At 66.1% G+C, this 24,377-nt stretch carries 28 protein-coding genes and 1 tRNA gene; 10 read left to right on the forward strand and 19 right to left on the reverse strand.

The features are described from left to right. Positions 1–12 precede the first annotated feature (12 nt). The 10 genes from POS15_RS18835 to POS15_RS18880 form a co-directional block, all read right to left on the reverse strand. A complete protein-coding gene (locus tag POS15_RS18835) occupies positions 13–1,857 on the reverse strand; it encodes a DUF927 domain-containing protein (RefSeq protein WP_284128658.1) in 1,845 nt (614 codons plus the stop codon). 58 nt (positions 1,858–1,915) lie between these two features. Next, positions 1,916–2,758 carry a toprim domain-containing protein gene (locus POS15_RS18840; protein ID WP_284128659.1) on the reverse strand — a complete coding sequence of 281 codons (843 nt, stop codon included), beginning with the start codon at positions 2,756–2,758 and terminating at the stop codon, positions 1,916–1,918. Further along, positions 2,745–3,380, reverse strand: coding sequence for a hypothetical protein (locus POS15_RS18845; protein WP_284128660.1), 636 nt, complete (start codon positions 3,378–3,380; stop codon positions 2,745–2,747). Before POS15_RS18845 ends, POS15_RS18840 begins: the two co-directional genes overlap by 14 nt. Continuing rightward, the gene (locus tag POS15_RS18850; protein WP_284128661.1) at positions 3,377–3,592 is read right to left on the reverse strand and encodes a hypothetical protein; all 216 of its coding nucleotides are present in this window, start codon (positions 3,590–3,592) and stop codon (positions 3,377–3,379) included. Before POS15_RS18850 ends, POS15_RS18845 begins: the two co-directional genes overlap by 4 nt. After that, positions 3,589–3,798, reverse strand: coding sequence for a hypothetical protein (locus tag POS15_RS18855; protein WP_284128662.1), 210 nt, complete (start codon positions 3,796–3,798; stop codon positions 3,589–3,591). Before POS15_RS18855 ends, POS15_RS18850 begins: the two co-directional genes overlap by 4 nt. A 293-nt stretch (positions 3,799–4,091) precedes the next feature. Further along, positions 4,092–4,376 carry an ogr/Delta-like zinc finger family protein gene (locus tag POS15_RS18860; protein ID WP_284128663.1) on the reverse strand — a complete coding sequence of 95 codons (285 nt, stop codon included), beginning with the start codon at positions 4,374–4,376 and terminating at the stop codon, positions 4,092–4,094. A 9-nt stretch (positions 4,377–4,385) separates the two neighbouring features. After that, positions 4,386–4,595, reverse strand: coding sequence for a hypothetical protein (locus POS15_RS18865; protein WP_284128664.1), 210 nt, complete (start codon positions 4,593–4,595; stop codon positions 4,386–4,388). Continuing rightward, complete coding sequence (locus POS15_RS18870; protein WP_284128665.1) at positions 4,592–4,861, reverse strand: AlpA family transcriptional regulator; 270 nt, start codon at positions 4,859–4,861, stop codon at positions 4,592–4,594. The genes POS15_RS18865 and POS15_RS18870 overlap by 4 nt, the downstream gene beginning before the upstream one ends. 614 nt (positions 4,862–5,475) lie before the next feature. Continuing rightward, positions 5,476–6,666 (reverse strand): integrase arm-type DNA-binding domain-containing protein, encoded by a 1,191-nt coding sequence (locus tag POS15_RS18875; RefSeq protein ID WP_284128666.1) that lies wholly within the window; start codon positions 6,664–6,666, stop codon positions 5,476–5,478. A gap of 166 nt (positions 6,667–6,832) precedes the next feature. Beyond that, positions 6,833–6,909, reverse strand: a tRNA-Arg gene (locus POS15_RS18880). A 158-nt stretch (positions 6,910–7,067) separates the two neighbouring features. Here POS15_RS18880 and ubiA point away from each other — a divergent pair. From ubiA to POS15_RS18895, 3 genes are all read left to right on the forward strand, one after another. Continuing rightward, a complete protein-coding gene (gene ubiA, locus POS15_RS18885; protein WP_019185245.1) occupies positions 7,068–7,961 on the forward strand; it encodes a 4-hydroxybenzoate octaprenyltransferase in 894 nt (297 codons plus the stop codon). A gap of 123 nt (positions 7,962–8,084) precedes the next feature. Continuing rightward, positions 8,085–9,509 carry a TIGR00366 family protein gene (locus tag POS15_RS18890; RefSeq protein ID WP_019185246.1) on the forward strand — a complete coding sequence of 475 codons (1,425 nt, stop codon included), beginning with the start codon at positions 8,085–8,087 and terminating at the stop codon, positions 9,507–9,509. A 267-nt stretch (positions 9,510–9,776) separates the two neighbouring features. Continuing rightward, a complete protein-coding gene (locus POS15_RS18895) occupies positions 9,777–9,920 on the forward strand; it encodes a hypothetical protein (protein ID WP_019185247.1) in 144 nt (47 codons plus the stop codon). 64 nt (positions 9,921–9,984) lie between these two features. Here POS15_RS18895 and POS15_RS18900 read toward each other — a convergent pair whose 3' ends face one another. After that, complete coding sequence (locus POS15_RS18900) at positions 9,985–10,656, reverse strand: glyoxalase/bleomycin resistance/dioxygenase family protein (protein WP_019185248.1); 672 nt, start codon at positions 10,654–10,656, stop codon at positions 9,985–9,987. Between the two features lie 196 nt (positions 10,657–10,852). Between POS15_RS18900 and POS15_RS18905 the strand changes: the two genes are divergently transcribed. Then, positions 10,853–11,803: a glutathione S-transferase family protein gene (locus POS15_RS18905; RefSeq protein ID WP_284129667.1), complete on the forward strand. Its 951-nt coding sequence runs from the start codon at positions 10,853–10,855 to the stop codon at positions 11,801–11,803. Positions 11,804–11,834: 31 nt separating this feature from the next. On the opposite strand, the gene POS15_RS18910 is transcribed toward POS15_RS18905, so the two are convergent. Beyond that, entirely contained in the window at positions 11,835–13,337 is a 1,503-nt protein-coding gene (locus POS15_RS18910) for a YifB family Mg chelatase-like AAA ATPase (protein WP_284128667.1), read from the reverse strand. Positions 13,338–13,496: 159 nt separating this feature from the next. Here POS15_RS18910 and yidA point away from each other — a divergent pair, with 159 nt between their 5' ends. Then, on the forward strand, positions 13,497–14,336 hold the full coding sequence (gene yidA / locus POS15_RS18915) for a sugar-phosphatase (RefSeq protein ID WP_284128668.1): 840 nt from the start codon (positions 13,497–13,499) through the stop codon (positions 14,334–14,336). Between the two features lie 22 nt (positions 14,337–14,358). Here yidA and POS15_RS18920 read toward each other — a convergent pair whose 3' ends face one another. Next, positions 14,359–14,622 (reverse strand): accessory factor UbiK family protein, encoded by a 264-nt coding sequence (locus POS15_RS18920; protein ID WP_019185256.1) that lies wholly within the window; start codon positions 14,620–14,622, stop codon positions 14,359–14,361. Between the two features lie 126 nt (positions 14,623–14,748). Between POS15_RS18920 and POS15_RS18925 the strand changes: the two genes are divergently transcribed. Then, the gene (locus tag POS15_RS18925) at positions 14,749–15,087 is read left to right on the forward strand and encodes a P-II family nitrogen regulator (RefSeq protein WP_019185257.1); all 339 of its coding nucleotides are present in this window, start codon (positions 14,749–14,751) and stop codon (positions 15,085–15,087) included. 39 nt (positions 15,088–15,126) lie between these two features. On the opposite strand, the gene POS15_RS18930 is transcribed toward POS15_RS18925, so the two are convergent. Further along, entirely contained in the window at positions 15,127–15,780 is a 654-nt protein-coding gene (locus POS15_RS18930; protein ID WP_070426140.1) for an RIO1 family regulatory kinase/ATPase, read from the reverse strand. A 475-nt stretch (positions 15,781–16,255) separates the two neighbouring features. Here POS15_RS18930 and POS15_RS18935 point away from each other — a divergent pair, with 475 nt between their 5' ends. After that, complete coding sequence (locus tag POS15_RS18935; protein WP_026070109.1) at positions 16,256–17,161, forward strand: aspartyl/asparaginyl beta-hydroxylase domain-containing protein; 906 nt, start codon at positions 16,256–16,258, stop codon at positions 17,159–17,161. 288 nt (positions 17,162–17,449) lie between these two features. On the opposite strand, the gene speE is transcribed toward POS15_RS18935, so the two are convergent. Further along, positions 17,450–18,304: a polyamine aminopropyltransferase gene (gene speE, locus POS15_RS18940; RefSeq protein ID WP_282264316.1), complete on the reverse strand. Its 855-nt coding sequence runs from the start codon at positions 18,302–18,304 to the stop codon at positions 17,450–17,452. Positions 18,305–18,496: 192 nt separating this feature from the next. Between speE and speA the strand changes: the two genes are divergently transcribed. Both speA and POS15_RS18950 read left to right on the forward strand, forming a co-directional pair. After that, a complete protein-coding gene (gene speA, locus POS15_RS18945) occupies positions 18,497–20,386 on the forward strand; it encodes an arginine decarboxylase (protein WP_070426138.1) in 1,890 nt (629 codons plus the stop codon). Between the two features lie 94 nt (positions 20,387–20,480). Then, the gene (locus POS15_RS18950; RefSeq protein WP_046273042.1) at positions 20,481–20,804 is read left to right on the forward strand and encodes a DUF6122 family protein; all 324 of its coding nucleotides are present in this window, start codon (positions 20,481–20,483) and stop codon (positions 20,802–20,804) included. Between the two features lie 93 nt (positions 20,805–20,897). On the opposite strand, the gene POS15_RS18955 is transcribed toward POS15_RS18950, so the two are convergent. Genes POS15_RS18955 through POS15_RS18965 form a run of 3 tightly spaced genes read right to left on the reverse strand, consistent with a single transcriptional unit; the run spans position 20,898 to position 23,139 of the window. Beyond that, positions 20,898–22,238 (reverse strand): sensor histidine kinase, encoded by a 1,341-nt coding sequence (locus POS15_RS18955; protein WP_284128670.1) that lies wholly within the window; start codon positions 22,236–22,238, stop codon positions 20,898–20,900. After that, complete coding sequence (locus tag POS15_RS18960; protein ID WP_019185264.1) at positions 22,235–22,897, reverse strand: response regulator transcription factor; 663 nt, start codon at positions 22,895–22,897, stop codon at positions 22,235–22,237. The genes POS15_RS18955 and POS15_RS18960 overlap by 4 nt, the downstream gene beginning before the upstream one ends. Further along, complete coding sequence (locus POS15_RS18965) at positions 22,897–23,139, reverse strand: PepSY domain-containing protein (RefSeq protein ID WP_046273066.1); 243 nt, start codon at positions 23,137–23,139, stop codon at positions 22,897–22,899. The genes POS15_RS18960 and POS15_RS18965 overlap by 1 nt, the downstream gene beginning before the upstream one ends. A gap of 198 nt (positions 23,140–23,337) precedes the next feature. Here POS15_RS18965 and POS15_RS18970 point away from each other — a divergent pair, with 198 nt between their 5' ends. After that, positions 23,338–23,772: a PepSY domain-containing protein gene (locus tag POS15_RS18970; RefSeq protein ID WP_019185266.1), complete on the forward strand. Its 435-nt coding sequence runs from the start codon at positions 23,338–23,340 to the stop codon at positions 23,770–23,772. A gap of 78 nt (positions 23,773–23,850) precedes the next feature. Here the strand turns inward: POS15_RS18970 and POS15_RS18975 are convergent, their stop codons facing one another. Further along, the gene (locus tag POS15_RS18975; RefSeq protein ID WP_046273043.1) at positions 23,851–24,357 is read right to left on the reverse strand and encodes a hypothetical protein; all 507 of its coding nucleotides are present in this window, start codon (positions 24,355–24,357) and stop codon (positions 23,851–23,853) included. Positions 24,358–24,377: the final 20 nt, after the last annotated feature.

The following is a 24,377-nucleotide window of genomic DNA, read 5'->3' on the forward strand; positions in this document are numbered from 1 at the left end:
GAATGTGATTCGCTAGGCGGCGCTGTCATGCACCTTGCGTGGGTCAAAGACGAAGAGGCGTACGCCGCCCAATCCCGGTATGCGCACCACCTGCGACGGTCGGCCATCGCCACTTGGCTTGAGCCAACCGGCCTCGACCAGGGCGCGGGCGGCTTGGCGCGCGTCGAAGCCCGTGCACAGTTCGCGATTGAACGCTTCCTGCAGGACCATGTACTCGGTCACGCCCACCTCATCGAGACGGCGGAAACCGGCGCGATCACGCACCGGCGGTACCGGCTGCATAGAGCGCAGCGGCTCCAATCGACTTTCACCATGCGCCTCAAAGAAGGCACGCACACGCGCCAGGAGCGCATCGGTATCGGCGCTGCCTGCGCCGCCACGACGATGCATCCATGCCTGGAAACAAATGGCGACGCCCCGCGTTGCCTCACCCTTGGGCCAGCCGGTGAGGCGGTGGCGGCAGGCGCTGGCCATCTCCCCAGCAAAGGCGACAACGGCAAAGCGTTCAGCCACTCGGCGGACCTCCCCGGAGGCGTCATCGGGCACGTAGGTGGCCAGGAAGCGGTCGGAGGACTCGCGCAGCTTGGTGGTCAGCGTGGGGCTGTCCTGCTGGGTCAGGTATTCCATCCAAAGCGGCCAAGGTGCGCCGTAGGAGCGCGCTGCGGCGTCCTTGAGTACCGCCGACAGCGCGGCACCGTCTCCTGCGTCGTGCAGGCGCTCAAACACGCCGTGGCCACCCTCAACCTCGGCTGGCACGTCAGCCAGGCGCACCGCCTGGCCAGCGCGTGCCTGTTTGCCCACCTCGGCCATGTGCTGAGCCAAGCCGACCTCCCCTGCAGACAAGATCAGCACCCGCCACCGTGCCGCAGCACGTGCCTCACCGGCCCGGTTGGCACGGCTCTTGCCATTGCCGTTGGCCAGCAGGTAAGCGGCATCACCGGCTTGCTTAGGATCGATTTGGGCCAACTCGTCCAAAATCAGGGTGGCATCGTTGTGCAGCACGGCCACGCCTTCAAGCCCGTTGGCCGTGCTGCGCCACTCGCGGGCATAATCGGGGGGGCCGACCACGCTGGCGGCCACTCGCAGGGCAGTGCTTTTGCCGCTGCTGCTGCCGCCGACCAGGTGAAAGCCGCCGCCGGTTGCCCCGGTGAAGTGCAGTAGCGGGCCGGCGAACATTGCCGACACGGCCAGTACCAGGCGCGAGTTGTCCTGGCAACGCTTGGCCACTTCGCGTCGCCAGTCCTCCAGCGAACCCACGGCAGCGTAGTGATGCTGCAGCCCGCCGCTGTGCTGGTATACCAGCCGCTCCTCGCCGTTGCCGTAGCTTTCGCCGTTGGGCAGCACGTAGCGCCCGTCGTGCCAGCCCGGTACCGCCACATTGCGCGCGCGGGTGTCGATGCGCTCTTGAATGATGTAGGCCAACAGCCGCTGCATGGTGTTGCGGTGGGCAGACATTTCCACGCCGCCTGCAGCAAGCTGACGTAGGAACTCACGCGGATCACCCACCAGCATTTCAGCCGGCGCTGCCCACTGGTGAGGGTGCCCATCGGCATCGGTCCAAGTCAGCAGGCGTCCCCATTCCTCGCTCTGGCTGTTGCGAGTCTTGGCCTCTACTTTCAACGGCGAGCACACAAACATTGGCTCGGCCAGGTCGCCATCTTCGGTGACACCGACGTAATACACGCCTGTCTCGTTGAGCTGGTAGTGCGGCCGCGCACTGACGCTGCCGTCCGGAGCTGCTTTTGCGCCTTTGCCCTTTGTCGCCTTGCGCACAGCGGCTTGAATCGAGCCACGCACCGCGACCGTGCCCGCGTCTTTGGCGGCATCATTGAAATCTACTGAGGTAACGTTGTTCATGCACGAGGCTCCAGTGCCACGTCGGCGCATTGCGCCTTCGGAGGGGAGAGGGAAATCATCAGGAAGTGGTCTCATTGCTGGGGCGCGGCGGCATGGCCACCACACCGCCCACCGCATCGGCTGCGCGCTGTGCGTTGACCAGGCCGGGATTGATGCCCAAGCGAGCTGCGGTGGCGGCGTCGTCGTCGGCGCACACCACAATGACCGCTGAGGGGTACTTGGCCCGCAGCGCGCAGGCCACCGGCTCAAGGTTCCCGGCATCGAATGCGACGGCGGTGGGGTGGCCAGTGACCTCATGGATGGTGGCGGCAGTGGCGTACCCTTCGGCGACGCACACCACGTCGCTGACAGGCCGACCTACGGGGTAGTACAGGCCGCGTTTGCGGCCCCCGGCCAGAAAGCGCTTGCTCCCATCAACTGCAATGGTTTGCAGGCTCCACAGCCGCCCCTCAGCATCGCGCAAAGGCACCAGCAGCAACCCATCCAGCTGCCGCAGTCCATGCACGCCCACGCCCTTGGCTACGAGGTAGGGATGATCGGCAGGGGCCGCATCAGCGCGCAGCCAGCGCTCACGCGCCAGCTGGCGGGCAGCGCCCTGCCGCTGGGCGAGCTCGGCCTGCTGCTGTCGCTGCGCGCGCACTACAACCTCGCGCAGCTTGGCCCGCTCGGCCTCGCTCAATGCCTCGCCCCCACCGTCGCACCAAGACTCACTGTGGCCGGTCTTCCAGTTGCCGTAGGCACCGGCCATAGGTGGACCGGGGTGCAGCACATACCAACCGCTGCGCTGGCCGTTACTGTCGCCTTGGGCGCGCACGCGGCGCAGACGGCCATCGGGCGTCACCCTATCGAGCATCAGCCCGGCGGCGCGCAGCACCGCCAGGAAGCCATCAGGACGGTTCATCGTCGTCCCCCAGCTCGCTGCTGTGCCTGGCGTTGTCCACCACCGCCGCTAGGTCATCGTGCACATAGGCGACACCGGCGGCGACAGCCGCGAACGACACAACCGTGCGCTCATCGAGGCAGCTCAACAGCAGTGCAGCCGACCGTGCGCGTTCCAGACGGTTGAAGCTGTCCTCGCCGATCCAGTAGCCATGCGGCATGATCGGACCGTGGGGTGCAGCCGATGTGGCGGCGACTGCGTCCTGCTCGGCACGAACGTCAGCTAGCTGCAGGTCAATGCCCTGTTCAAAGCGCTCCTGCGACTGCGCGGGCGCAAACAGTCCCAGGCGCAGGTTTACCCGTGCAGCCACCGCGGCCAGTTCCTGGCAGTCGCGCTCAAGCGGCGACAACAGGCGTGCGCGTAGTCGGCGCTCCAATGGGTGCCCGCGCAAGGCCACATCCAGTTCGGCGCAGGTATCGGCCAAGCGGCGACATGCCTTGTGTTGCTGCCGCTCGATGCGGCGGGCGATTTCCACGATGTGGGCGGTGCGCTCGGCATCGAACCAAGCGTCGGTGATGGTGGCGCTGAGCATGCCATCGGCAACTCCCGATACGCCGGAGACGTTCACAGATTCGGGGTTCATGCAGCCACCTGAACACTTGCGGCCATGGCGAGCAGCTCCCGAACGGTAAGCTCCTCGAAAGCACCGGGGCGTTGTTCGAGCACGTCAGTCAGCGCCATCAGCGAGGAGACCGGAAGTTCGTAGATGCGCAACAGCTGCCGCGTAGCGCTGAACAGGTCGTGCATCACTTCGTCATCGTTGCCGATGAGGCAATTGAGGTGGGATCCGTTCATCGCGCGACCTCCGCTGCGACGGCCGCAATCGCGATCTGCACCTCGCCCAAGGTCAGCGACTCTGCGGGCTTGCCAGATGCCTGCAGGCAGGCGTCGAGCGCCAGCCAGCGGGGATGGTCCCAGTCCAGGGTGTCGGCAATCTCGCCGAAGTGGTGTGCAATACGAATGGCAAAGCGCGACGGCGCGGCCAGGGCGTCATGAGACATGGCAGGATCCTTGTGTAATGTTGGATCCGCCACCGCGCTTCTAAACGGGGTGGCGGACGGCACGCGGTTAGAAGACCGGCACAAGGACCGGCGGGCCTTTCGACCCCCGCGCACCGCCCGCCATTGAACTGGCAAACAATCGCCCGCGACGACACAGCAGGCAATAAAAAAGCGCCTAGCATCGGTCGATGGGCGCTGGTGCGCCTTGTGATTCGGGCTTCTAACCCCGGTCGCCGATTGTGCGGCGACGAGGCAATGCTGCGCCTGGCGAACCTGAGTTGTCAACTGCCGCGTCATTGCCTCGCCTTGCGGATGGCAGAACTCTGTTTTTCCGCTTTCTCACTAAGCGCCGACCGCTCCGCATACGTGCTGACCGGCAGATCAACGTCCCCTCGCGGACACGCACTGCGAGTGTGCGTGCGCACGATTTCGGTATAGGCGGAGAACGTGTGGCCGCACAGTGCATTGCGGCATTGCTGGACCGATTCGCGCAGAAGTTTGGAGTGCATGACGCTGGTACGGGTAACCGACGGGGTATCGCAATGCGGGCAACGCAGGAACGCTCTGGAACGGGTCATCGGGGTCCCTTAGCAGTCCGTGGTGTGGGTGCTGGCGACCTTGGCGACACTCCGCGACAGCGCGATGCGGCCGTGCTCTTCGGAGCGCTGCTGGGAGAAATTCAGTGCCAGGTTCGGCTGCGCAACAGCGGTGCGCAGATGCTCGGCCAGGAACTTCGCTTCTGCCGAGGTCAAGTTGAATTTCTGATCGGAAATGGTCAGGACGATCGTGTCTTTCATGGCTGCACTCGTGGGTGGGTGTTGGGAATTTGGTTGGCAATCCACGCGTCTACGTCCGACTCAAGCCAGACGGTCACGCGCGGGGAAAGGGGGATCGACTGGGGGAACCGGCCACGATCCATCAGCCAGTACAGGTGCGAGCGGGAGATGCCGGTGCGGCTGAGCACTTCCGGCTTACGTAGGAAGCGCTCCGCACGCGCGGGGGCCGGGTTCGAGCTTGTGGGCCGACCAGTTGCGGGGGAGGTTGGGTGGGTAGAACCAAGCATTCGGAAGGTCGCGGCGTTGACCTTTTTGTCAACCGCCGCCCTGTGTTGTGGGCTTGGTTAGAAGGCTAGAGGCAGTCGCCGCTTAACTCACGCGGCTAGCTTTGTATGAGAATTCTTACAATCTTTTGTAAAATTACACATGACGCACGCCACTTGACAGTCCAATCTTGCGACGACATTGCCAACTGATGTGAGCCGAATAGCGAGCGCTGCAGCCAGGCCGACCGGCTAGTTGCGCAAGGCAAATTGGCGCACCTGGCAACCTGCGATTGCAGGCCAAGGGCGAGATGCGCGGCAGGCGAACCATCGAATAGTGGCGGCTGGTCGCCAGCCGTCATTGGGACAGCTTGGCGGTTTCTTGAGCCAGCCCGCTGGCCCGAGAGAGGCTGTGCGGAAGAACCATGCCATCGGCACGCGGCATCGCTCCGCATGCGCCCAATGCGGGCCGATCACCCGCCGCTGTAACCAGCGTAACCAGCTGTAACCACTAGGTGGGGCGCGCGGAAGAGTATCGCAACCAACTGATTCTCAAGTCATTTCCCGACTCTGTAACCAGTGTTACCACTGTAACCAGAAAAAACAATGAGTCAGAAATAAAAAGAGGAAAAAGGGGGTCAGGGGGAGGTCCGCAGACCGTCCAGATAGTCCGCCCACGCCTGCATCATTTTTGCGCGCTCGACCAAGTGGGCCGTACGGTTGTACGCCCTTCCGTTTGGATCACGCACAGCGTGAGCCAGCTGGTGCTCGATGTAGTCCGGGCGGAAACCCAGCACTTCGTCCAGGACGGTGCGCGCCATTGCACGGAAGCCATGACCGGTCATGGTGTCCGAGTCATAGCCCAATCGCCGGAGCGCGCCGTTGACGGTGTTTTCGCTCATGGGGCGGCCCTTGCCTCGCATGCTGGGGAAGACGTGCGCGAGGCGGCCGGTCAGCGGCTGTAGTTCGCGGAACACCGCAACGGCCTGCGACGAGAGCGGGACAATATGTGGCTGCCCGGTCTTGGTTGCAGTGAAGCGCCATTCTGCGGACACAAGGTCAATGTCTGCCCAGAGAGCGTGCCGTAGTTCGCCAGGACGCACGAACACGAGCGGCGCCAAGCGGAGTGCTGCAGCTACGACGGGGGTCCCCTGGTATCCGTGGATAGCGCGGAGCAGGCCGCCAACATGCGCAGGATCGGTGACGCTGGCGAAGTGCTCGACCTCGACAGGGACGAGTGCGCCGCGCAGGTCTTCCGCTGGATTACGGACTGCACGGCCTGTAGCAATGGCGTAGCGAAAGACCTGGCTTGCCAGCATTCGTGCGCGATGTGCGGTCTCGTTTGCGCCGCGCGCTTCTATCTTTCGGATTGCATCCAGCAAGTCGCGAGCAGTCACACCATCGACAGGTATCCGTCCGATGTATGGGCCTAGATCCTTCGCAAGAATGCGGTTCTGGCGCTCAAGCGACGTAGCCGCCATCTTCTTCGCTCTCACGGCGATCAGCTCGGCAGCCACAGCCTCGAAGGTGTTTGCGGAACGCTCAAGCGTCGCTGCCCTTTGCGCTTTGCGCTGCTCGCCAGGATCAACACCATCAGCGAGCAATCTGCGCGCCGCTGCATGACGTTCGCGTGCGCTGGCCAAGCTGACATCGGGATACGTTCCCAGCGAAAGAGTATTGCGCTTGCCTGTCACGGGACGACGGTAGTCCCATCTCCACCATCGGCCACCATCAGGGCGAAGTAGCAAGTAAAGGCCACCACCATCGCGGAGCTTCTGCACAGTTGCCGTGGGCTTTGTCTTGCGGATTGCGGTATCAGTGAGCGACATGATGGCGGTAACGGGTGTAGGCGGTAGGTGGGTTACCGTCAAAGATACCGCCTGCAGACCTGGGATTGATGTGGATCACATAGGACGCAAGCGGATACAAAAAAGGCCGAAATCCTTGATTTGAAAGGAATATTCGGCCTTCTTAGGACGCTGTAGGACGTTCAAATGGTGCGCCCGGAGGGATTCGAACCCCCGACCAATGGCTTCGGAAGCCACTACTCTATCCGGCTGAGCTACGAGCGCGTTGTATCCTGCATCCCGCCGGGCCGCCTGATGGGGCCACGGACCGCCGAAGCGGCGCGGGAGGAGCATTCTATCCGTAAACGCCGCGCAGGTCTGCCCCCTGCATCGATGCACCGGGCGACGGCGCGCCCGGCCAGCCCAGGCGGTATCCTTTACCGATGGCTTACGAACGTTTTGAAGCGCCCGAAGCGGCGCCCCCGTCGCGCTGGCGGCACTACTGGAAGTTGATGCGCGCCGACCGCCCGATCGGCACCCTGCTGCTGCTCTGGCCCACCTGGTGGGCGCTGTGGCTGGCCTCCGGCGGGCTGCCCCCGCTGTGGACGCTGTTCGTGTTCACCGCCGGCGTCTGGCTGACCCGCTCGGCCGGCTGCGTGATCAACGATTACGCCGACCGCTGGCTGGACCCGCACGTCAAGCGCACCAAGGACCGCCCGCTGGCCAGCGGCGCCGTCTCCGGCCGCGAGGCGCTGGCTCTGTTCGCCGGGCTGATGATCGTCGCCTTCGCGCTGGTGTTGACCCTGAACTGGCTCACCATCGGCATGAGCTTCATCGGCGTGTTCCTGGCCGCCAGCTACCCCTACCTGAAGCGCTACACCCACCTGCCGCAGGTTTACCTGGGCATGGCCTTCGGCTGGGGCATCCCGATGGCCTTCGCCGCGGTGCAGGGCGAGGTGCCGGTGATCGGCTGGCTGCTGTACGGCGCCAACATCCTGTGGTCCACCGCGTATGACACCTGGTACGCCATGGTCGACCGCGATGACGACCTGAAAATGGGCTCGCACTCCACCGCGATCCTGTTCGGCGATCTGGACCTGGTCATCCAGGGCATCCTCTATGCGCTGTTCCTGGGCACGATGGCGCTGGTCGGCCTGCGCGCCGGGCTGGGGTTCTATTACGGCCTGGGCGTTGGGGTGGCCGCCGGGCTGATCGCCTACGAGTTCTGGATCGCCCGCAAGCGCGAGCGTGACCCGTGCTTCAAGGCCTTCCTGCACAACAACTGGGTCGGGGCGGCGCTGTTCGCTGGCATCGCGGTGTCGCTGGCACTGCGCTGAGCGGTCCACCCGACCAACGGTCGGGTGCTACCGGTAACGCGCACTACGACCATTAGGCGACTGACAGCGCCGTGGCCAGCGCCCAGAATCCCTCCCATCGAATGATCGGGGAGGATAGGGGCAATGAACACGTCGACGGTGGTGCAGGACGGCTGGATGGCGCGCGCGGCACTGCGCTCGGCCGCCTGGGCGGAAAAGTGGTTCCCTGATGCGTACGTGTTCGCGGTGCTCGGCGTGGTCATCGTCGCCGCCGCCGCGATGGGCTTCGGCGCCACCCCGCAGGCCACCGCCACGGCATTCGGCGAGGGCTTCTGGAGCCTGATCCCCTTCACCATGCAGATGGCCTTCGTGGTCATCGGCGGCTATGCCGTCGCCACCGCGCCGATCGTCGCGCGTTTCATCGATCTGCTGGCCCGCGTCCCCAAGACCGGCCGTGGCGCGGTGGTCTACGTCGGTCTGATCAGCATGCTCGCCTCGCTGCTCAGCTGGGGCTTTTCGCTGGTGTTCGGCGGCCTGCTGGTCCGCGCGCTGGCCCGCCGCGAAGCACTCCACATGGACTACCGCGCCGCCGGCGCCTCGGCGTATCTCGGCCTCGGCGCGGTCTGGGCGATGGGCCTGAGCTCCTCGGCCGCGCAGTTGCAGGCCAACCCGGCCAGCATGCCGCCCGGCCTGGTCGAGATCACCGGCGTGCTGCCCTTCACCGAAACCATCTTCCTGTGGCAGTCGATCGCGCTGACCGCCGCGCTGATCCTGGTCTCGCTGCTGATTGCCTGGCTGACCGCCCCCGGCGCCGCCTCCGCGCGCACCGCCAAGGACTTCGAAGGCGCCGCCCGCGCCGAAGCCGAGCCGCTGCCGCCGCGCACCCGCCCCGGCGAGTGGCTGGAGTACAGCCCGCTGCTCACCGTGCTGCTCTCGCTGCTCGCGTTCGGCTGGCTGTTCGGCGAGTTCGCCAGCAAGCCGGTGGTGACCGCCATCGCCAACCTCAACACCTACAACTTCCTGTTCATCTCGCTCGGCCTGCTGCTGCACTGGCGCCCGCGCAGCTTCCTCAACGCCGTGGCCAAGGCTGTCCCCAGCACCACCGGCGTGCTGATCCAGTTCCCGCTGTATGGCGGCATCGCGATGATCCTCACCCACGCCACCGGCAGTGGCGATGAGACCCTCGCCCATCGTCTCTCCACCCTGTTCGTGCATATCGCCACCACCGACACCTTCGCGCTGGTGATGGGCGTGTACTCGGCCGTGCTCGGCTTCTTCGTGCCCTCCGGTGGCGGCAAGTGGATCATCGAAGCGCCGTACGTGATGCAGGCGGCCAACGAACTGAAGGCCCATCTGGGGTGGGCAGTACAGGTCTACAACGCGGCCGAGGCGCTGCCGAACCTGATCAACCCGTTCTGGATGCTGCCGCTGCTGGGCGTGCTCGGCCTGAAGGCGCGCGACATCGTCGGCTTCACCTTCATCCAGCTGCTGGTGCACATCCCGCTGGTGCTCGGCCTGCTGTGGCTGCTCGGCATGACGCTGACCTACGTGCCGCCGGTGATGCCGTGATCGTCATCTGCGCGTCATCTGCAGACGTTGGCTCAGCGATGCCCTGTTCAGTCGCACGACGAGGCATTCTGTGGGAAGCGGAATAAGGGAATTCGAACCGTTCATATGCGGGTCAACGCTTACTGCGACATGGGGTTTGTAACTGCAGAAAAGGCTGGCGTGGGGACGTTGACGAATTCGTATGCAAACCCCCACACGTCGTTAACCTCGCGCTGCAGAGGATGGCCCGGACCGCGACATTCCGTTTGCGGCAACCGGAGAATCGAGATGGCTCAGCAGAACCAGCAGAACCCGAATCAGCGCGGTGAGCAGCAGGAAGGTGGTCGCGGCCAGCAGCAGCAACAGCAGCAGGAACAGCAGCAGCGCAACCAGAACCAGCAGCAGGGCGGCCAGCAGGACGAGGAAGAGTGAGCCCAGCTGGCTGTTGTGTGAACTGAAGCCCCGCTCCGGCGGGGCTTCGTTCGTCCGGGCCTGCTCAGGCCGAGCGCAGGTGCCAGCCCAGTGCTGCGTCTTCGACCACCGCACCCGGTACCACGTCATGCAGCACCACGCGGATTCCGCGCGCATTCGGCAGCACCTTCTGCTCGGGGAACCAGCGGCGGGTGGCATCGACCACGATCAACAGGCCTTCGTCATCGCCCAGTGGTGCGAAGTGCGGCGTGGGCTGTGACAGAGGCTCCAGCCCGAAGGCGTTCTGTGCGTTTGCCTGCACTTCACCGACGTGTTCAGCGGGCAGGCCGACCTCGCTGATGCAGGTCATCTCGCTGCCGTGGAACCCGCCTTCGCACTCGCCCGCAGGCAAGCGTCGCCGCGCGATCAACTCCAGGATCAGGCCGTCCGGCCCGGTGAAATAGATCGATTCGGAATCCCAGCGGCCATCGAAGGTGAAGTGGTCATGGCCTTTCAGATCGCGCTGCAGGGTGGCGCGTGCTTTGAGCCAGTCGGTGGCCGCCTCGAAGCGATTGGCGGGCACGTTGAACGCCAGATGCACACCGCCGACCGGGTTCGATCCTGCGGGTTGCAGCTGCAGGGTGCTCCAGCCGATGCGCACGGCCGAGCCCTCGACCGGCAGCTGAAGTTCATCGCGGAAGTACGCCACGGTGGCGGCGACATCGGACACAGGGAGATCGATCTGATGGATGCGCATGGTGCGGGAGGCCTCGCGTAGATACGTCGACATTCTGCCGCAGATGCGTGTGCCTCTGCGATGAACGCGATGAAGCACATGCCGATTGCATGCGCCCATCACCAGGCAATGCAGGCGCATTTGCTACAACGTTGTTCCAGACGCCGAGATGCATCACCGGCTCACCACACACCACTATCAGAGGAGTACTCCCGCGATGGGCATGCTGGTCGATGGAACATGGCAGGAAGGCACGGCGGGTGCCGCCGATGAGGACGGTCATTTCAAACGCGAGGAATCCACGTTCCGCGACTGGCTGAGCGCCGACGGCCGTGCTGGCCCGAATGGCGAGCCGGGCGTCAACGCGGCGCCTGGGCAGTTCCGCCTGTATGTGAGTCTCGCCTGCCCATGGGCCCACCGGACGTTGATCGTCCGTGCGCTGAAAGGCCTGCAGGATCTGGTGCCGGTCTCGGTGGTCAACTGGCACATGGGTGATCAGGGCTGGACGTTTGAGCCCGGCCCGCAGGTGACGCCGGAGCCTGAACGCGGTGCGCGCTATCTGCATGAACTGTACGCGGCCGCCAAGCCGGGAATGACCGGCAAGGTGACCGTGCCAGTGCTGTGGGATCGCGAGCGCGGGAGAATCGTCAGCAATGAATCAGCGGACATCATCCGCATGTTCAACACCGCCTATGACCAACTGGGTGCGAAGGCCGGTGACTTCTACCCGGTTGCGCTGCGTGCCGAGATCGATCAGGTGAACGAGCGTGTGTACGCGACCGTCAACAACGGTGTGTACAAAGCGGGCTTTGCGTCAACGCAGCAGGCGTACGAGGAGGCGGTTGGGCCGTTGTTCGAGACGCTCACCTGGTTGGACGAGCGCCTTCAGCAACGCGAGTGGCTGGTGGGCGATGCCATCACCGAAGCCGATATCCGTCTGTTCACTACGTTGATCCGCTTTGATCCGGTGTACTACGTGCACTTCAAGTGCAACGTGCGGCGCATTGCCGACTTCGCCGGCCTGCATGCGTTCGTGGCGCGGATGATGGCGATTCCCGAGGTGGCGGATACGGTGAATTTCCAGCACATCAAGCATCACTACTACCGAAGCCATCGGCATCTCAATCCGTCGGGGATCGTGCCGGTGGGTCCGGAGCGGGCCTACTGAGGCGGCGTTCCGGGAATCACTGAGCGTCGTCTCACCCACCACCACCCCGATCCAACTGCCGATACCCGATCGCCTCCGCCACATGCGCGGTCTCGATGTTCTGGGCATGCCCCAGATCCGCCAGCGTCCTCGCCACCCGCAGGATGCGATGCATCGAGCGCGCCGACAGCTGCAACCGTTCCACAGCATCCTCCAACAGCTGCTGATCCTCCCGCGACAACCGGCAATGCGCGCTCAGCTCGAACGGCAGTAGTTGGGCGTTGGCTTTCCCACTGCGCAGCAGCTGCACGTCGCGCGCGGCCACCACCCGGGCGCGAACACTCGCGCTGTCTTCGCCCAGCGGCGCGTCATCGCGCAGCTCGCGCGGGTCCAGCCGCGGCACTTCCACATGCAGGTCGATGCGGTCCATCAAGGGCCCGGAAACCCGCCCCCGGTAACGCTGGATGACCTCTTCGCTGCAGAGACAGCGGCCACTGCGATCCCCCGCCCAGCCGCAAGGGCAGGGGTTCATCGCCGCAACCAGCTGGAACCGCGCGGGAAAGCGCTCCGTCCTTGCCGCGCGGCTGACCACGGCGACCCCGGATTCGATCGGCTCGCGCATGACCTCGAGCGCGTGCCGGCTCCACTCCGGGAGTTCGTCCAGGAACAACACCCCGTTGTGTGCCAGCGAGATCTCGCCTGGCCTGGGATGCGAGCCGCCGCCGATCAGCGCCACCGCGCTGGCGGTATGGTGCGGCGCTCTATAGGGCCGCTGCCGCCAGCGCCCCGCATCAATGCCCTGGCCGCTGCAGGAGGCAATGGTCGCCGCTTCCAGGGCCTCGAGCTCGCTGGCCGCGGGCAGGATGCCGGGCAGACGCGACGCGAGCAGCGTCTTGCCGCAGCCCGGCGTGCCGAGCAGCAGCAGGTGGTGCCCGCCGGCCGCCGCGACTTCCAGCGCCCGGCGCGCCTGCAGCTGCCCGCGCACATCGCGCAGGTCGGGAATGCTGACCGGCACCGTGGCGGCGGCCACAGCCGGTGGCAGCGTGCCGCTTTCAAGGGCGCTGCAGACTTCCAGCAGAGTGCGTGCGATGCGTACGTCGGCATGTTGGGCCAACGCCGCCTCTTCACTGTTGGCCGCAGCCACGATCAGGCTCCGGCCATCCCCGGCGGCTGCGATCGCGGCAGGCAGGACACCGTCTACACCGCGCAGCTCGCCGGTGAGGGCCAGCTCGCCCAGGAATTCGTACTTGTCCAGGGATTGCGCATCGATCTGGCCACTGGCGGCGAGGATGCCGAGCGCAATGGCCAGATCGAATCGGCCGCCTTCCTTGGGCAGATCGGCGGGAGCCAGGTTGATGGTGATCCGCCGCTGCGGAAACTCGAACCGCGCGCAGATCAGCGCGGCGCGCACGCGGTCGCGCGATTCCCGCACGGCCGCCGCAGGTAGCCCAACGATCTGGGTATGCGGCAGCCCACCAGAGAGGAACACCTCGATGCGCACGGCAGGGGCTTTCACACCGGCGCGGGCACGGCTGTGCACCAGCGCGAGGCTCATGCGGTTGTTTCCGGGATCTGCGGCATGGTGGGAACAATGGCAGTGAACGGAGCACCCACTCCATAGGCGTTCACCGCGCCACGGGGTAGGCAAGCACCGCCACCGTATCCGGTACTGCCGCTAGACTGGATGCCCCCACGTGCCACGCCGTCGAACACCATGGATATGCACCACCGCTCCGGCCCGATCGAACTGGTCGCCGTCGATATGGACGGGACCCTGCTTGATCCGTCCCACACGCTCACGCCCCGGGTGATGCACGCCATCGCCCGCGCCCGCGCGCAGGGCGTGCAGGTGGTGCTGGCCAGCGGCCGACCGGTGTCTGGCATGGCGCCGTTCCTGCAGCAGCTGGGTATCCAGGGCGAGCAGGATTACTGCATCGCCTGCAACGGCGCGCTGGTGCAGAACATCGGCAGCGGCCAGCGCGTGGTCGAGTTTCCGCTGAGTTTCGAGGACTTCGTGTTCTGTGAGCGGATCTCACGCGAACTCGGTATTCACTTCCAGGCGCTCGATGGCCGGCGCATGTACACGCCCAACCAGGACATCAGCCACTACACCGTGGCCGATTCGCACCTGTCGAACGTGCCGCTGTCGTATCGCCGGGTCGAGGACATGGACCCGGCCATGCAGTTCATCAAACTGATGATGATCGACGAACCCGCGGTGCTGGATGCCGCGATCCAGCGCCTGCCCTCGGAACTGACCGACCGCTTCGCGGTGCTCAAGAGCGCGCCGTTCTTCCTCGAGGTGTTCGACCACCGGGCAGGGAAGGGGCCAAGCCTGGAGAGGCTGGCCGCCCATCTGGGCGTGGACCGGGCCAACGTGATGGCGGTGGGCGATCAGGAGAACGACCTGACCATGCTGCAGTTCGCCGGGACCAGCGTCGCCATGGGCAACGCGATTCCGGCGGTCAAGCAGACCGCGCGCTTCGAGACCGCCACCAACGCCGAGGACGGCGTGGCGCTGGCGATCGAGCGGTTCGTGCTGCAGGACGCCTGACGCGCGTCAGCGCAAGCCCGGCTTACTCGCGCGGCGCAGCCGATCCGCCACGTGCTTCCAGCTCGGCCACCGTCTTCTCCAGCGCCTCCAGCTTCTCGCGGGTGCGCAGCAGCACGGCGCGCTGCACGTCGAATTCCTCGCGGGTGACCAGGTCCAGCTTGCCCAGCCCGGCCTGCAGCGCGGTCTTGAAGGTGGCCTGCAGTTCTTCGCGCGACTGGCGCAGGCCCGGGGGGACCATGTCGCTCAGGCGGCGGGCGAGGTCATCGAGGTGGTTGAGGTCGATCATGGTGCGGCTCCGCGGGGTATGCGCCAAGGATAAGCCGCCACGCTGCCGGCGGCACTGACCGCGCGCATCGCGTTCACCGGCGGACAGGCGTTATCCTCGCAGCCTGAGAGACAGGAGTGCAGACGGATGAAGATGGTCATGGCGGTGGTCAAACCGTTCAAGCTCGACGACGTGCGCGAAGCGCTGGCCGAGCGCGGCGTCACCGGGATCACGGTCACCGAGGTCAAGGGCTTCGGGCGGCAGAAAGGCCACACCGAGCTCTATCGCGGGGCGGAATACGTGGTCGATTTCCTGCCCAAGGTGAAGATCGAGGTGGCCGTCACCGACAGCCAGGTCGAGGAGGTGGTGGAAGCCATCGTCAAGGCCGCCGGGACCGGCAAGATCGGCGACGGCAAGGTCTTCGTGTACGACCTGGGCAGCGTGGTGCGCATCCGCACCGGTGAACTGGACGCCGACGCGCTGTAACGCACGCCGGCTTGCCCATGGGCGCATGGGCAAGCGCGGTCAGGCGTGGCCCTTGAACCAGCGGTAGAAGCGCTTCCAGGCCACGCGTACGCCGGCCACCCAGCGCGGGTCGGCCACCTGGGCCGCCTCGGAGGCGCTGGGGCGCTCGCCGGTCAGGCGCTGGCGCATCTTCAGCAGATTCTTCATGTCGCTGCGGCGCAACTGGCGCGAGACCGGGTGCACCGGCAGCCAGCGCGGGCTGCGCCAGGCCGAGGTGAAATCCACCAGCACCGGCACGCCCCCGCTGACCATCACGTTGGTGCCATGCAGATCGTTGTGGGTGATGCCGGCGGCATGCAGGCGGGTGAGCGCGTACTGCAGCTGCTCGAAGACCTCGATGCCGACCGACTGGGCCGCGCTGAGGGTCTGGCCGGGAATGAACTCCATGCCCAGCGCGAGGCCGCCGATGGTGCCGAGCAGGGCAGGGGCGTGCTTCCAGCCGCTCAGGCGCTGCAGGATGCGCGCTTCGCGGCGGACCAGCAGGCGCGCGATCGGCGACAGCGGGGTGCCGCGGTAACGGGTGTAATCCTTGACCACGGCCGGCTGCCCGTTGAGGCAGGTCCGGTAGACGTCGGGTTCCAGGAGGCGTTCGCCGCGCTTGAGCAGCTCGGCGGGGGCGGTGTCATCGACACACGAGGCAACGATTGTGTTCATAGGGGTCTGTGCGACCCGGCGGTCGGCGCAATGCGTCAGGCGTACCGGTGCTGCTTATGGTGGGAACTAAAGATTTCGTTAATTTTAGTACTCGCCAGTACATGAATCCAGATGATGTCGGAGAAATGTCGTCGCCCGGCGTGGAACACTTCGTCACGCTGAAGCGGACAATCTTGTATCGTTTGGGATAATTTCGTTGCATATCAGCGGGTTGCCGGCGATCGCCGGGGAGTGCGGGGCAGGCAACGCTGCCGTGCGTCCAACGCAGCAGGCGGTTCCATGGGTCACCCGGCGCTGAACATCGCCCAGCCCGTGCTTGACCGCGACGCAGGCGCTGCGGACCATATGCTGTTGTTCGCGACATCGGCGGCCGCCCCTCTCCGGCACGTCCCCGCCCTCTGCCGCCGTATCGGTGCCGGTCACTTCCGTGCATCGCCCCCACCATTTCGGGTCCGGCTGTGCCGGAGGAAGACTGATGATCAAGATCGTGCTGGCAGGGCTGTTCATCGCCTGCGTGCTGTACATCCATTACCGCGGCAAGGTGCGCGCGCGCTGGTCGCGCCAGCTGCTGGACCACTCCAGCTTCATGGCCCCGATCAACGTGATCATGTACGCGTTCTCGAAGGTGCCGACCACGCCCTTCCTGGACCCGGGCAAGGAATTCCCGCAGCTCGAGCCATTGCGCCAGAACTGGCAGATGATCCGCGACGAAGCGCTGGCCCTGCGCGATGCCGACAAGATCGCTGCCTCCAGCACGTTCAACGATGCGGGCTTCAATTCGTTCTTCCGCCGTGGCTGGAAGCGCTTCTACCTGAAGTGGTACGGCCCCTCGCACCCCTCGGCCAAGGCGCTGTGCCCGAAGACCACCGCGCTGCTGGAATCACTGCCGGACGTGCGCGCGGCGATGTTCGCCCAGCTGCCCTCGGGCAGCGAACTGCGCCCGCACCGCGATCCCTTCGCCGGCTCGCTGCGCCTGCACCTGGGCCTGGCCACGCCGAACGATGACGCCTGCTACATCGAAGTGGACGGCATCAAGAAAAGCTGGCGCGATGGCGAGTGGATGATGTTCGATGAAACCTACATCCACCACGCGCACAACGAGACGCCGGACGACCGCGTGATCCTGTTCTGCGATATCGCGCGTCCGCTGCGCTTCGGCCTGCCGGGCCTGTTCAACCGCGCGGTGGCCTCCACGCTGCTGGCTGGTGGTGCCTCGCCGAACCTGCCGGGTGACCCGACCGGTGGCGTCAACAAGGCCTTCGGCAGCGTCTACAAGGTGCGCCTGAAGGCCAAAGCGCTGCGCGAGCGCAGCGTGGTTGCCTACCAGGTGATCAAGTGGGGCCTGGTGGTGGCGGTGATTGCGGGTATCTGGGCGATCTGACTGCTGGGGTCATGAGGTTGCCGGCCAGCGGCCGGCACTACCGGAAACGAAAAAAACCCGCGCTGCTGCCAGCGCGGGTTTTTGTTGTCTGCATGAACCGGTCTCACGGCGCACCGACCAACGGTCGGTGCCTACCCCTTCGTTGCCGGGGCCGAACGGCCAATGCAGGGCCCGAAGGCCAACCGGGGCCGGCCGATCAACACCCGGGCCGAAGGCGACCGGTCGAGCCGACCGTTGGTCGGCTGGCCGCGCGAAGCGCGGCAACGATCGACACCGACGCTTAACGCATCAGCCCTTCAGGGCCGCCGCCACGAACGGCGGCGTCACCAGCACGCCGGTGTGCAGCGCGGCGGTGTAGTACAGCGTCTCGAACGACTTGGCGGCCGAATCGGCCTGGCGGAAGTCGAAGCTGCTCTCGCCCTTGCGGGCCAGGGTGACGCTCCACCAGCCGGTCGGGTAGCACGGCTGCGGGAACGGCAGGGTCTTGAACGAACCGAAGCCGGCCTTGCCCATCTCGGTGCGCATTTCGTTGATCAGGTCCAGCTGCATCAGCGGCGACTCGGACTGCTGCACCAGAATGCCGTCGTCCTTCAGGGCCTTGAAGCAGCTCTCGTAGAACGCCTTGTTGAACAGGCCTTCGCCGGGGCCGACCGGATCGGTCGAATCCACGATCACCACATCCACGCTGCCGGCCGGGCAGTTGGCCATGTAGGCCACGCCGTCGTCGAACATCAGCTCGGCGCGCGGGTCGTCGTTGGAATCGCACAGCTCCGGGAAGTGCTTGCGGGCCATCACGGTGACCTGCTCATCGATGTCGCACTGGGTCACGCTCTCCACGCCCTCGTGCTTGAGCACTTCGCGCAGGGTGCCGCAGTCGCCGCCGCCGATGATCACCACGCGCTTGGGCGCGGCGTGGGTGAACAGCACCGGGTGGCTGATCATCTCGTGATAGAAGAAGTTGTCCTTGCTGGTCAACATGATGGCGCCATCGATGGTCATCAGGTTGCCCCAGTCGGTGGTCGCGAAGATCTCGATCTTCTGGAACGGCGACTGCACTTCGTCCAGCTTGCCGGTCAGGCGGTAGCCGATGGCCGAGCCGGTGCGCTCGAAGTGTTCGATGTACCAGTTGTTGTTGTCAGTCATGGAGGAGCAGTCCTGTTCGGAAGGGTGGTGGAGCCGGGCTGGCGGCGGTGCCGCGTGGCGCAAGCCACGTCCGGACGGGTTGGCCCGTTCAGGTTTCAAGCCTGAGCACGGGCGCGGGCGCGCATGATAACGGAGCTGTCGCCACATAGGCGTTATCATGCACCCCCTTTTTTACCAACCAGGCCCACTGAAATGACCGATTGGTCCCTCGACCAAGCCCGCAAGACCTACTCGATTCCGCATTGGGCGGATGGCTACTTCGACGTGGATCAGGCAGGACACATGGTGGTGAGACCGACTGGCCAGGACGGCCCGGTGGTGTCCTTGCCCAAGATCGTGGACGCCGCCCGCGAGGCCGGCGCCAAGCTGCCGCTGCTGGTGCGCTTCCCGGACATCCTGGGCCAGCGCCTGGGCAAGCTGCAGGCCGCGTTCGCGCAGGCCCAGGCCGATTGGGAGTACCCGGGCGGCTACACCGCCGTGTACCCGATCAAGGTCAACCAGCACCGTGGCGTGGCCGGCACCCTGGCCAGCCACCACGGCGAGGGCTTCGGCCTGGAAGCGGGCAGCAAGCCCGAGCTGATGGCCGTGCTGGCGCTCTCGCGCCCGGGTGGGCTGATCGTCTGCAACGGCTACAAGGACCGCGAGTACATCCGCCTGGCCCTGATCGGCCGCAAGCTGGGCCTGCAGACCTTCATCGTCATCGAGAAGCCCTCCGAGCTGAAGCTGGTGCTGGAGGAATCCAAGGCGCTGGATGTGAAGCCGGGCCTGGGCGTGCGCATGCGCCTGGCCTCGCTGGGCGCGGGCAAGTGGCAGAACAGCGGTGGCGACAAGGCCAAGTTCGGCCTCTCGCCGCGCCAGCTGCTGGACCTGTGGAAGTCGCTGCGCGATACCGAATATGCCGACTGCCTGAGCCTGCTGCATTTCCACATGGGCTCGCAGATCTCCAACGTGCGCGACATCGCCAACGGCATGCGCGAAGCCACCCGCTACTTCGTGGAACTGTCGCGCCTGGGCGCGAAGATCACCCACGTGGACGTGGGCGGTGGCCTGGGCGTGGATTACGAAGGCACCCGCTCGCGCAGCTTCTGCTCGATCAACTACGGCCTGAACTCCTACGCCAGCAACATCGTGCAGCCGCTGGCCAATGCCTGCGAAGAACACGGCCTGACCCCGCCGCGGATCGTCACCGAGTGCGGCCGCGCGATGACCGCGCACCACGCGGTGCTGATCGCCAACGTCTCCGAAGTGGAAGAGGCGCAGGAAGGCCGCGTGCCGGACCAGCACGACGACGAGCCGGCGGCGATCCGCCACCTGCGCGAAATCCACGCCGAGCTCGACGAGCGCCCGGCGGTGGAGCTGTTCCAGGAAGCGCAGCACTTCCATGCCGAAGGCCTTGCCAGCTATGCGCTGGGCCAGATCGACCTGCCGCAGCGCGCCCGCATCGACGACCTGTTCTACGCCATCGCCCACGCCGTGCGTGCGCGCCTGAGCTATGACGAGAAGAGCCATCGCCCGGCGCTGGACGAGTTGAACGAACGCCTGGTGGACAAGTACTTCGTCAACTTCAGCGTGTTCGAATCGATTCCCGATGCCTGGGCGATCGACCAGGTGTTCCCGATCGTGCCGATCGAGCGCCTGAACGAGCAGCCCGAGCGCCGCGGCATCATCGCGGACATGACCTGCGATTCGGACGGCATGGTGAAAACCTATGTCGAGAACGAGAGCCTGGACACCTCGCTGCCGTTGCATGCGCTGAAGTCGGGCGAAAGCTACCGCATCGCGTTCTTCATGGTGGGCGCGTACCAGGAAATCCTGGGCGACATCCACAATCTGTTCGGCGACACGGATGCGGTAGAAGTGCTGGCCGATGCCGATGGCTATGCGATCACCCAGCAGCGCCGTGGTGACACCACCGATGTGATGCTCGACTATGTGGGCTACAGCCTGGCCGATCTGCGGGCGAGCTATGCCGAGCGCGTGGCGGCGGCGAAGCTGTCGCCCGAGCGCGCGCAGGAACTGTCCGAGGCACTGGAGGCCGGCCTGACCGGCTACACCTACCTGTCCGACGAGCCGCTGACGTAAGCCAGCGTTGACGGGTGACGGCCTTCGGGCCGCACCCGGCTGTCCGTAACGCCGGGCATTGCCCGGCGGTCTTTGCAAGGCACCCGACACCGGCATGAGCGCGCGCGCGATCTTTCATCTGTTCCTGCATGCGGCCGTCCCCGCGCTGCTGGCGTGGATGTTCTGGCGCAAGCGCTTCCTGTCCGCCTGGGTGCTGATGCTGCTGGGCTGGATCATCGATCTGGACCACCTGCTGGCCGATCCGATCTACGCCCCGAACCGCTGCAGCATCGGGTTCCATCCACTGCACACCGCCCCGGCGATCGCGGTGTATGCGGGGCTGTGCGTACCAAAGAAGACGCGCCTGTTCGGGATCGGACTGATCATCCACATCGTGCTGGATGCCATTGATTGTTGGTGGATGCACCAGGCCCGTTGAACCGCCGGCCCCGGTAGAGCCGACCGTTGGTCGGCTGGCGCGCGCCTGGGCGCGTTCGGGTGTTCGCGAAAGGCAGCCGACCAACGGTCGGCTCTACCCGGTGGCTTCTCCGCCTGCCGGCAACGTCACCGTCGCCTGCAACCCCGGCGTGTCATTGGCCAGGACCAGCGTGCCACCGTAGCTCTCGGCGATGTCGGCCACGATCGACAATCCCAGCCCGCTGCCCGACGCGCGCTCATCCAGCCGCACGCCGCGTTCCAGCACGCGCTCCAGCTGCGCTGGCGGGAGTCCCGGGCCATCATCGGCCACGGTGATGCGTAGCTGCGTGCTGTCCCGTGCCACGTCCACCCGCACCGCCTGCGCGGCCCACTTGCCGGCATTGTCGAGCAGGTTGCCGAGCATCTCTTCCAGGTCCTCGCGCGCACCGGCGAACACGGCGGCATCCTCGCTGTCGCACGTGAAACGCAGCCCGCGCGCGGCATGTACGCGCTGCATCAGCCCGCACAGCGCGCTCACCACCGGCGCCACCGGCGTGCGCTGCTGGCTGTCCGCGCCCAGGCCTGCAGCGAGGTAACGATCGATGCTGGCCTGCATGCGCGCGGTCTCGCTGCGCAGGGTCTGGCGCCAGTCGCTGCCATCCCCTTCGGCTTCGGTGATGAGCACGGTCAGCGGTGTCTTCAGCGCATGCGCGAGGTCTTCGGCGCTGCGGCGGGCGCGCACCACCATGCGCTGGTGGTGATCGAGCAGCGCGTTGAGCTGGCCGGCCAGCGGCGCGACTTCCTTGACCAGGCCCTGCTGCGGGAAGCGCACGTTCTCGCCGTTGCGGACCTGTCCGGCGATGCGGCCCAGTTCGGCCAGCGGCCGCAGCCCGTAATGCACCTGGGTGACCAGTACAGCGAACCACAGTGCGATCAGCACGGCCAGGGCCAGTGCGGTGCGCTGCCGGAAACTGGCAACCTGGGCATCCAGCTGGCTGCGGTCGGTGGCGACCATGACGATCACCGGTGCGGCGGCGCGCGGCAGGGTCACCTGCTGGGCCAGCACGCGCAGTGATTGCTTCAACGGGCCGCTGGCATCGAAGGCCTGCGCCGGCCCCGGTTGCAGCGCGGTCGGGGCGGCCAGCGCGTCATCCCACAGCGAGCGCGATTGCCCGAGCGGGCGGCCCTGCGCGTCCAGCACCTGCCAGTAGTCGCCGGAGAACACGCGCCGGTAGCGCTCGTCGGCCAGGGTGTCGCGCCAGTGCAGCTGGCCGTTGGCATCGCTCTCGGCCAGTGCCAGCACCGCGATCAGGTCGTTGCCCAGGCGCTCGTCCATCGCGGTGCGTGCCGAGCGCTCGAACATCGCGCCCAGCCACCAGGTGGCCAGCGCGGAGACCAGTACCAGGCCCAGGCCACCGGCCACCAGCAGGCGGGTGCGCAGCGAGCCGGTGGTCATGGCGTCGCCGAGAGGCGGAAGCCCTGCCCGCGGTGGGTGTGGATCAACGCGCTGCCCAGCTTGCGGCGGATCCGCCCGATCAGCACGTCCAGCGTGTTGGAGTCCGGATCGAAGCCGTCCTCGTAGACGTTCTCGCCCAGCCGCGCGCGGCTCAGCACGGTATCGGGGTGATGCATGAAGTAACTGAGGATGCGGTGCTCCTGCGCGCTGAGCGCCAGCGGTGCACCGTCCAGTTCGAAGCGGCCGGCATTGACGTCCAGCACCAGTGGACCGCACTGCAGGCGCGGATGCGCGTGGCCGGCACTGCGGCGGATCAGGGCACGCAGGCGCAGCAGCAGCTCTTCGGGCTGGAACGGTTTGGTCAGGTAGTCATCGGCACCGGCATCGAAGCCGGCCAGCTTGTCGTGCCAGCGGGCGCGGGCGGTCAGTACCAGCACCGGGAAGTCCCGGCCCGCCTGGCGCCAGCGCTCGATCACGCTCAGCCCGTCCAGGCCCGGCAGGCCCAGATCGACCACGGCCGCGGCGATGTCCTCGATCTGGCCCTGGTACTCGGCGTCCCGGCCCTCCGCACTGTGGATGACCACGTAGCCGGCGTCTTCCAGCAGCGTCTGCAGGCGGCGGGCGAGCAAGGCGTCATCTTCGGCAAGCAGCACGCGCATCAGTCTTTTTCCATTTTCAGCAGGCGGCCGGTGGCCGCATCGTAATCGAGCTCCATCACCACGCCGTCCGGGCCGAGGATCTCGACCTCGTAGGTGTCCTCATCCAGCTCCACTTCGATGAGCTTGCCGGGATAGCGCCGCAGTGCATCGGCCACCACCTGTTCCAGCGGTACGAAACGGCCCTGCCGGACGGCCTGGCGCACGCTGTCCTGCTGGCGGCTGCCACCGTCGAGCACCCGCATCGGGTCCTGCGGGGCCAGGGTCAACAGCAGGGGCAGCATCAGGGACAGGGCAGACATGCGGGCACGCAAGGGGAAGGGCAGGGCACCGGTATACCGGGGATGTCTAAACAGTATCTAACAGGCGCCCTCATGGTCCGGTTAGGCGTGGTGGCCAGACTGGCGGTGCCGGAATGGACCGGCGCCCCCTCAAGGATTCCCATGAAGACGATGATTGCCGCTACCACCCTGGCCGCCGCCCTGTTCGCCACCCCGGCCTTCGCCGCCAACCTGTCCGCCGCCCAGGTGCAGGCCAGGCTCAGCGCGGCCGGGTACACCCAGGTGCACGAACTGGAGCACGATGATGGCGTGTGGGAGGCGGATGTGACCCGCAAGGACGGCACCGTCGATGAAGTGATCATCGATGACACCAAGGGTGAGATCTTCGACCCGCGCGATGGCCGCGCGCTGCTGGATGCCGGGCAGATCCTGGCGCTGGCCGGCAAGGCCGGGCTGACGCAGATCGAGTCGCTCGAGCGCGATGGCGCCACCTGGACGCTGGATGCACGCAATGCCCGCAACCAGCGCGTGGAAGTGCGCATGAGCGGTCACGATGGCCGCGTACTGGCCAGCAAGCGCGATGGCTGGTGGGACTGATCCCGCGTCACGGCGCACGGATGCACGAACGGCCGGGTTGCCCCGGCCGTCCGCGTGAGTGCCCCACCGCTGCAGCGCTTACCAGCGCGCCGGGTAATCCCAGTAGCCGGGCCCACGGCCGTAGCCGCCGTAGCCATCGAAACCGTCATAGCCGTACGGGCCGAAGAAGCCCGGGCCCTTGCCTTCGCTCACCCGGATGTTGACGTTGACGTTGCGCGTATTGCCTTCGTCGGACGTGTAGTTCTTGCTCAGGTTGAGCTCGGCGGCGTTGTAATGGGTGTTGCCGAAATTCTTCGCGTAACCGATGCCGGTGGTGACGCTGCCGTTGACCCGCAGTTTGTCGTCGGTCACGTGGGCGATGCCGTTGGCGGCCCGGTCGGTGGAACGCCGGCCGGTGCGGTCGCCGTAGAACGTGCCCGGCGGATCGCCGCGCAGGGACTGGTCGCTCAGGTACTGCAGCGGGGCGTCCGGGATGCTCAGGTCCAGCCCGGTGGAGGACTGCGGGCCGGTGGCGCCTGCGGCAGACTGGGCCAGCGCCACACCGGGCAGGGACAGGCACAGCAGCAGGGGAAGCAGGCGGATCATGAGAGGCTCCGGAGCAGACA

The organism is Stenotrophomonas sp. BIO128-Bstrain (genome assembly GCF_030128875.1).
GTDB lineage: Bacteria > Pseudomonadota > Gammaproteobacteria > Xanthomonadales > Xanthomonadaceae > Stenotrophomonas > Stenotrophomonas bentonitica_A.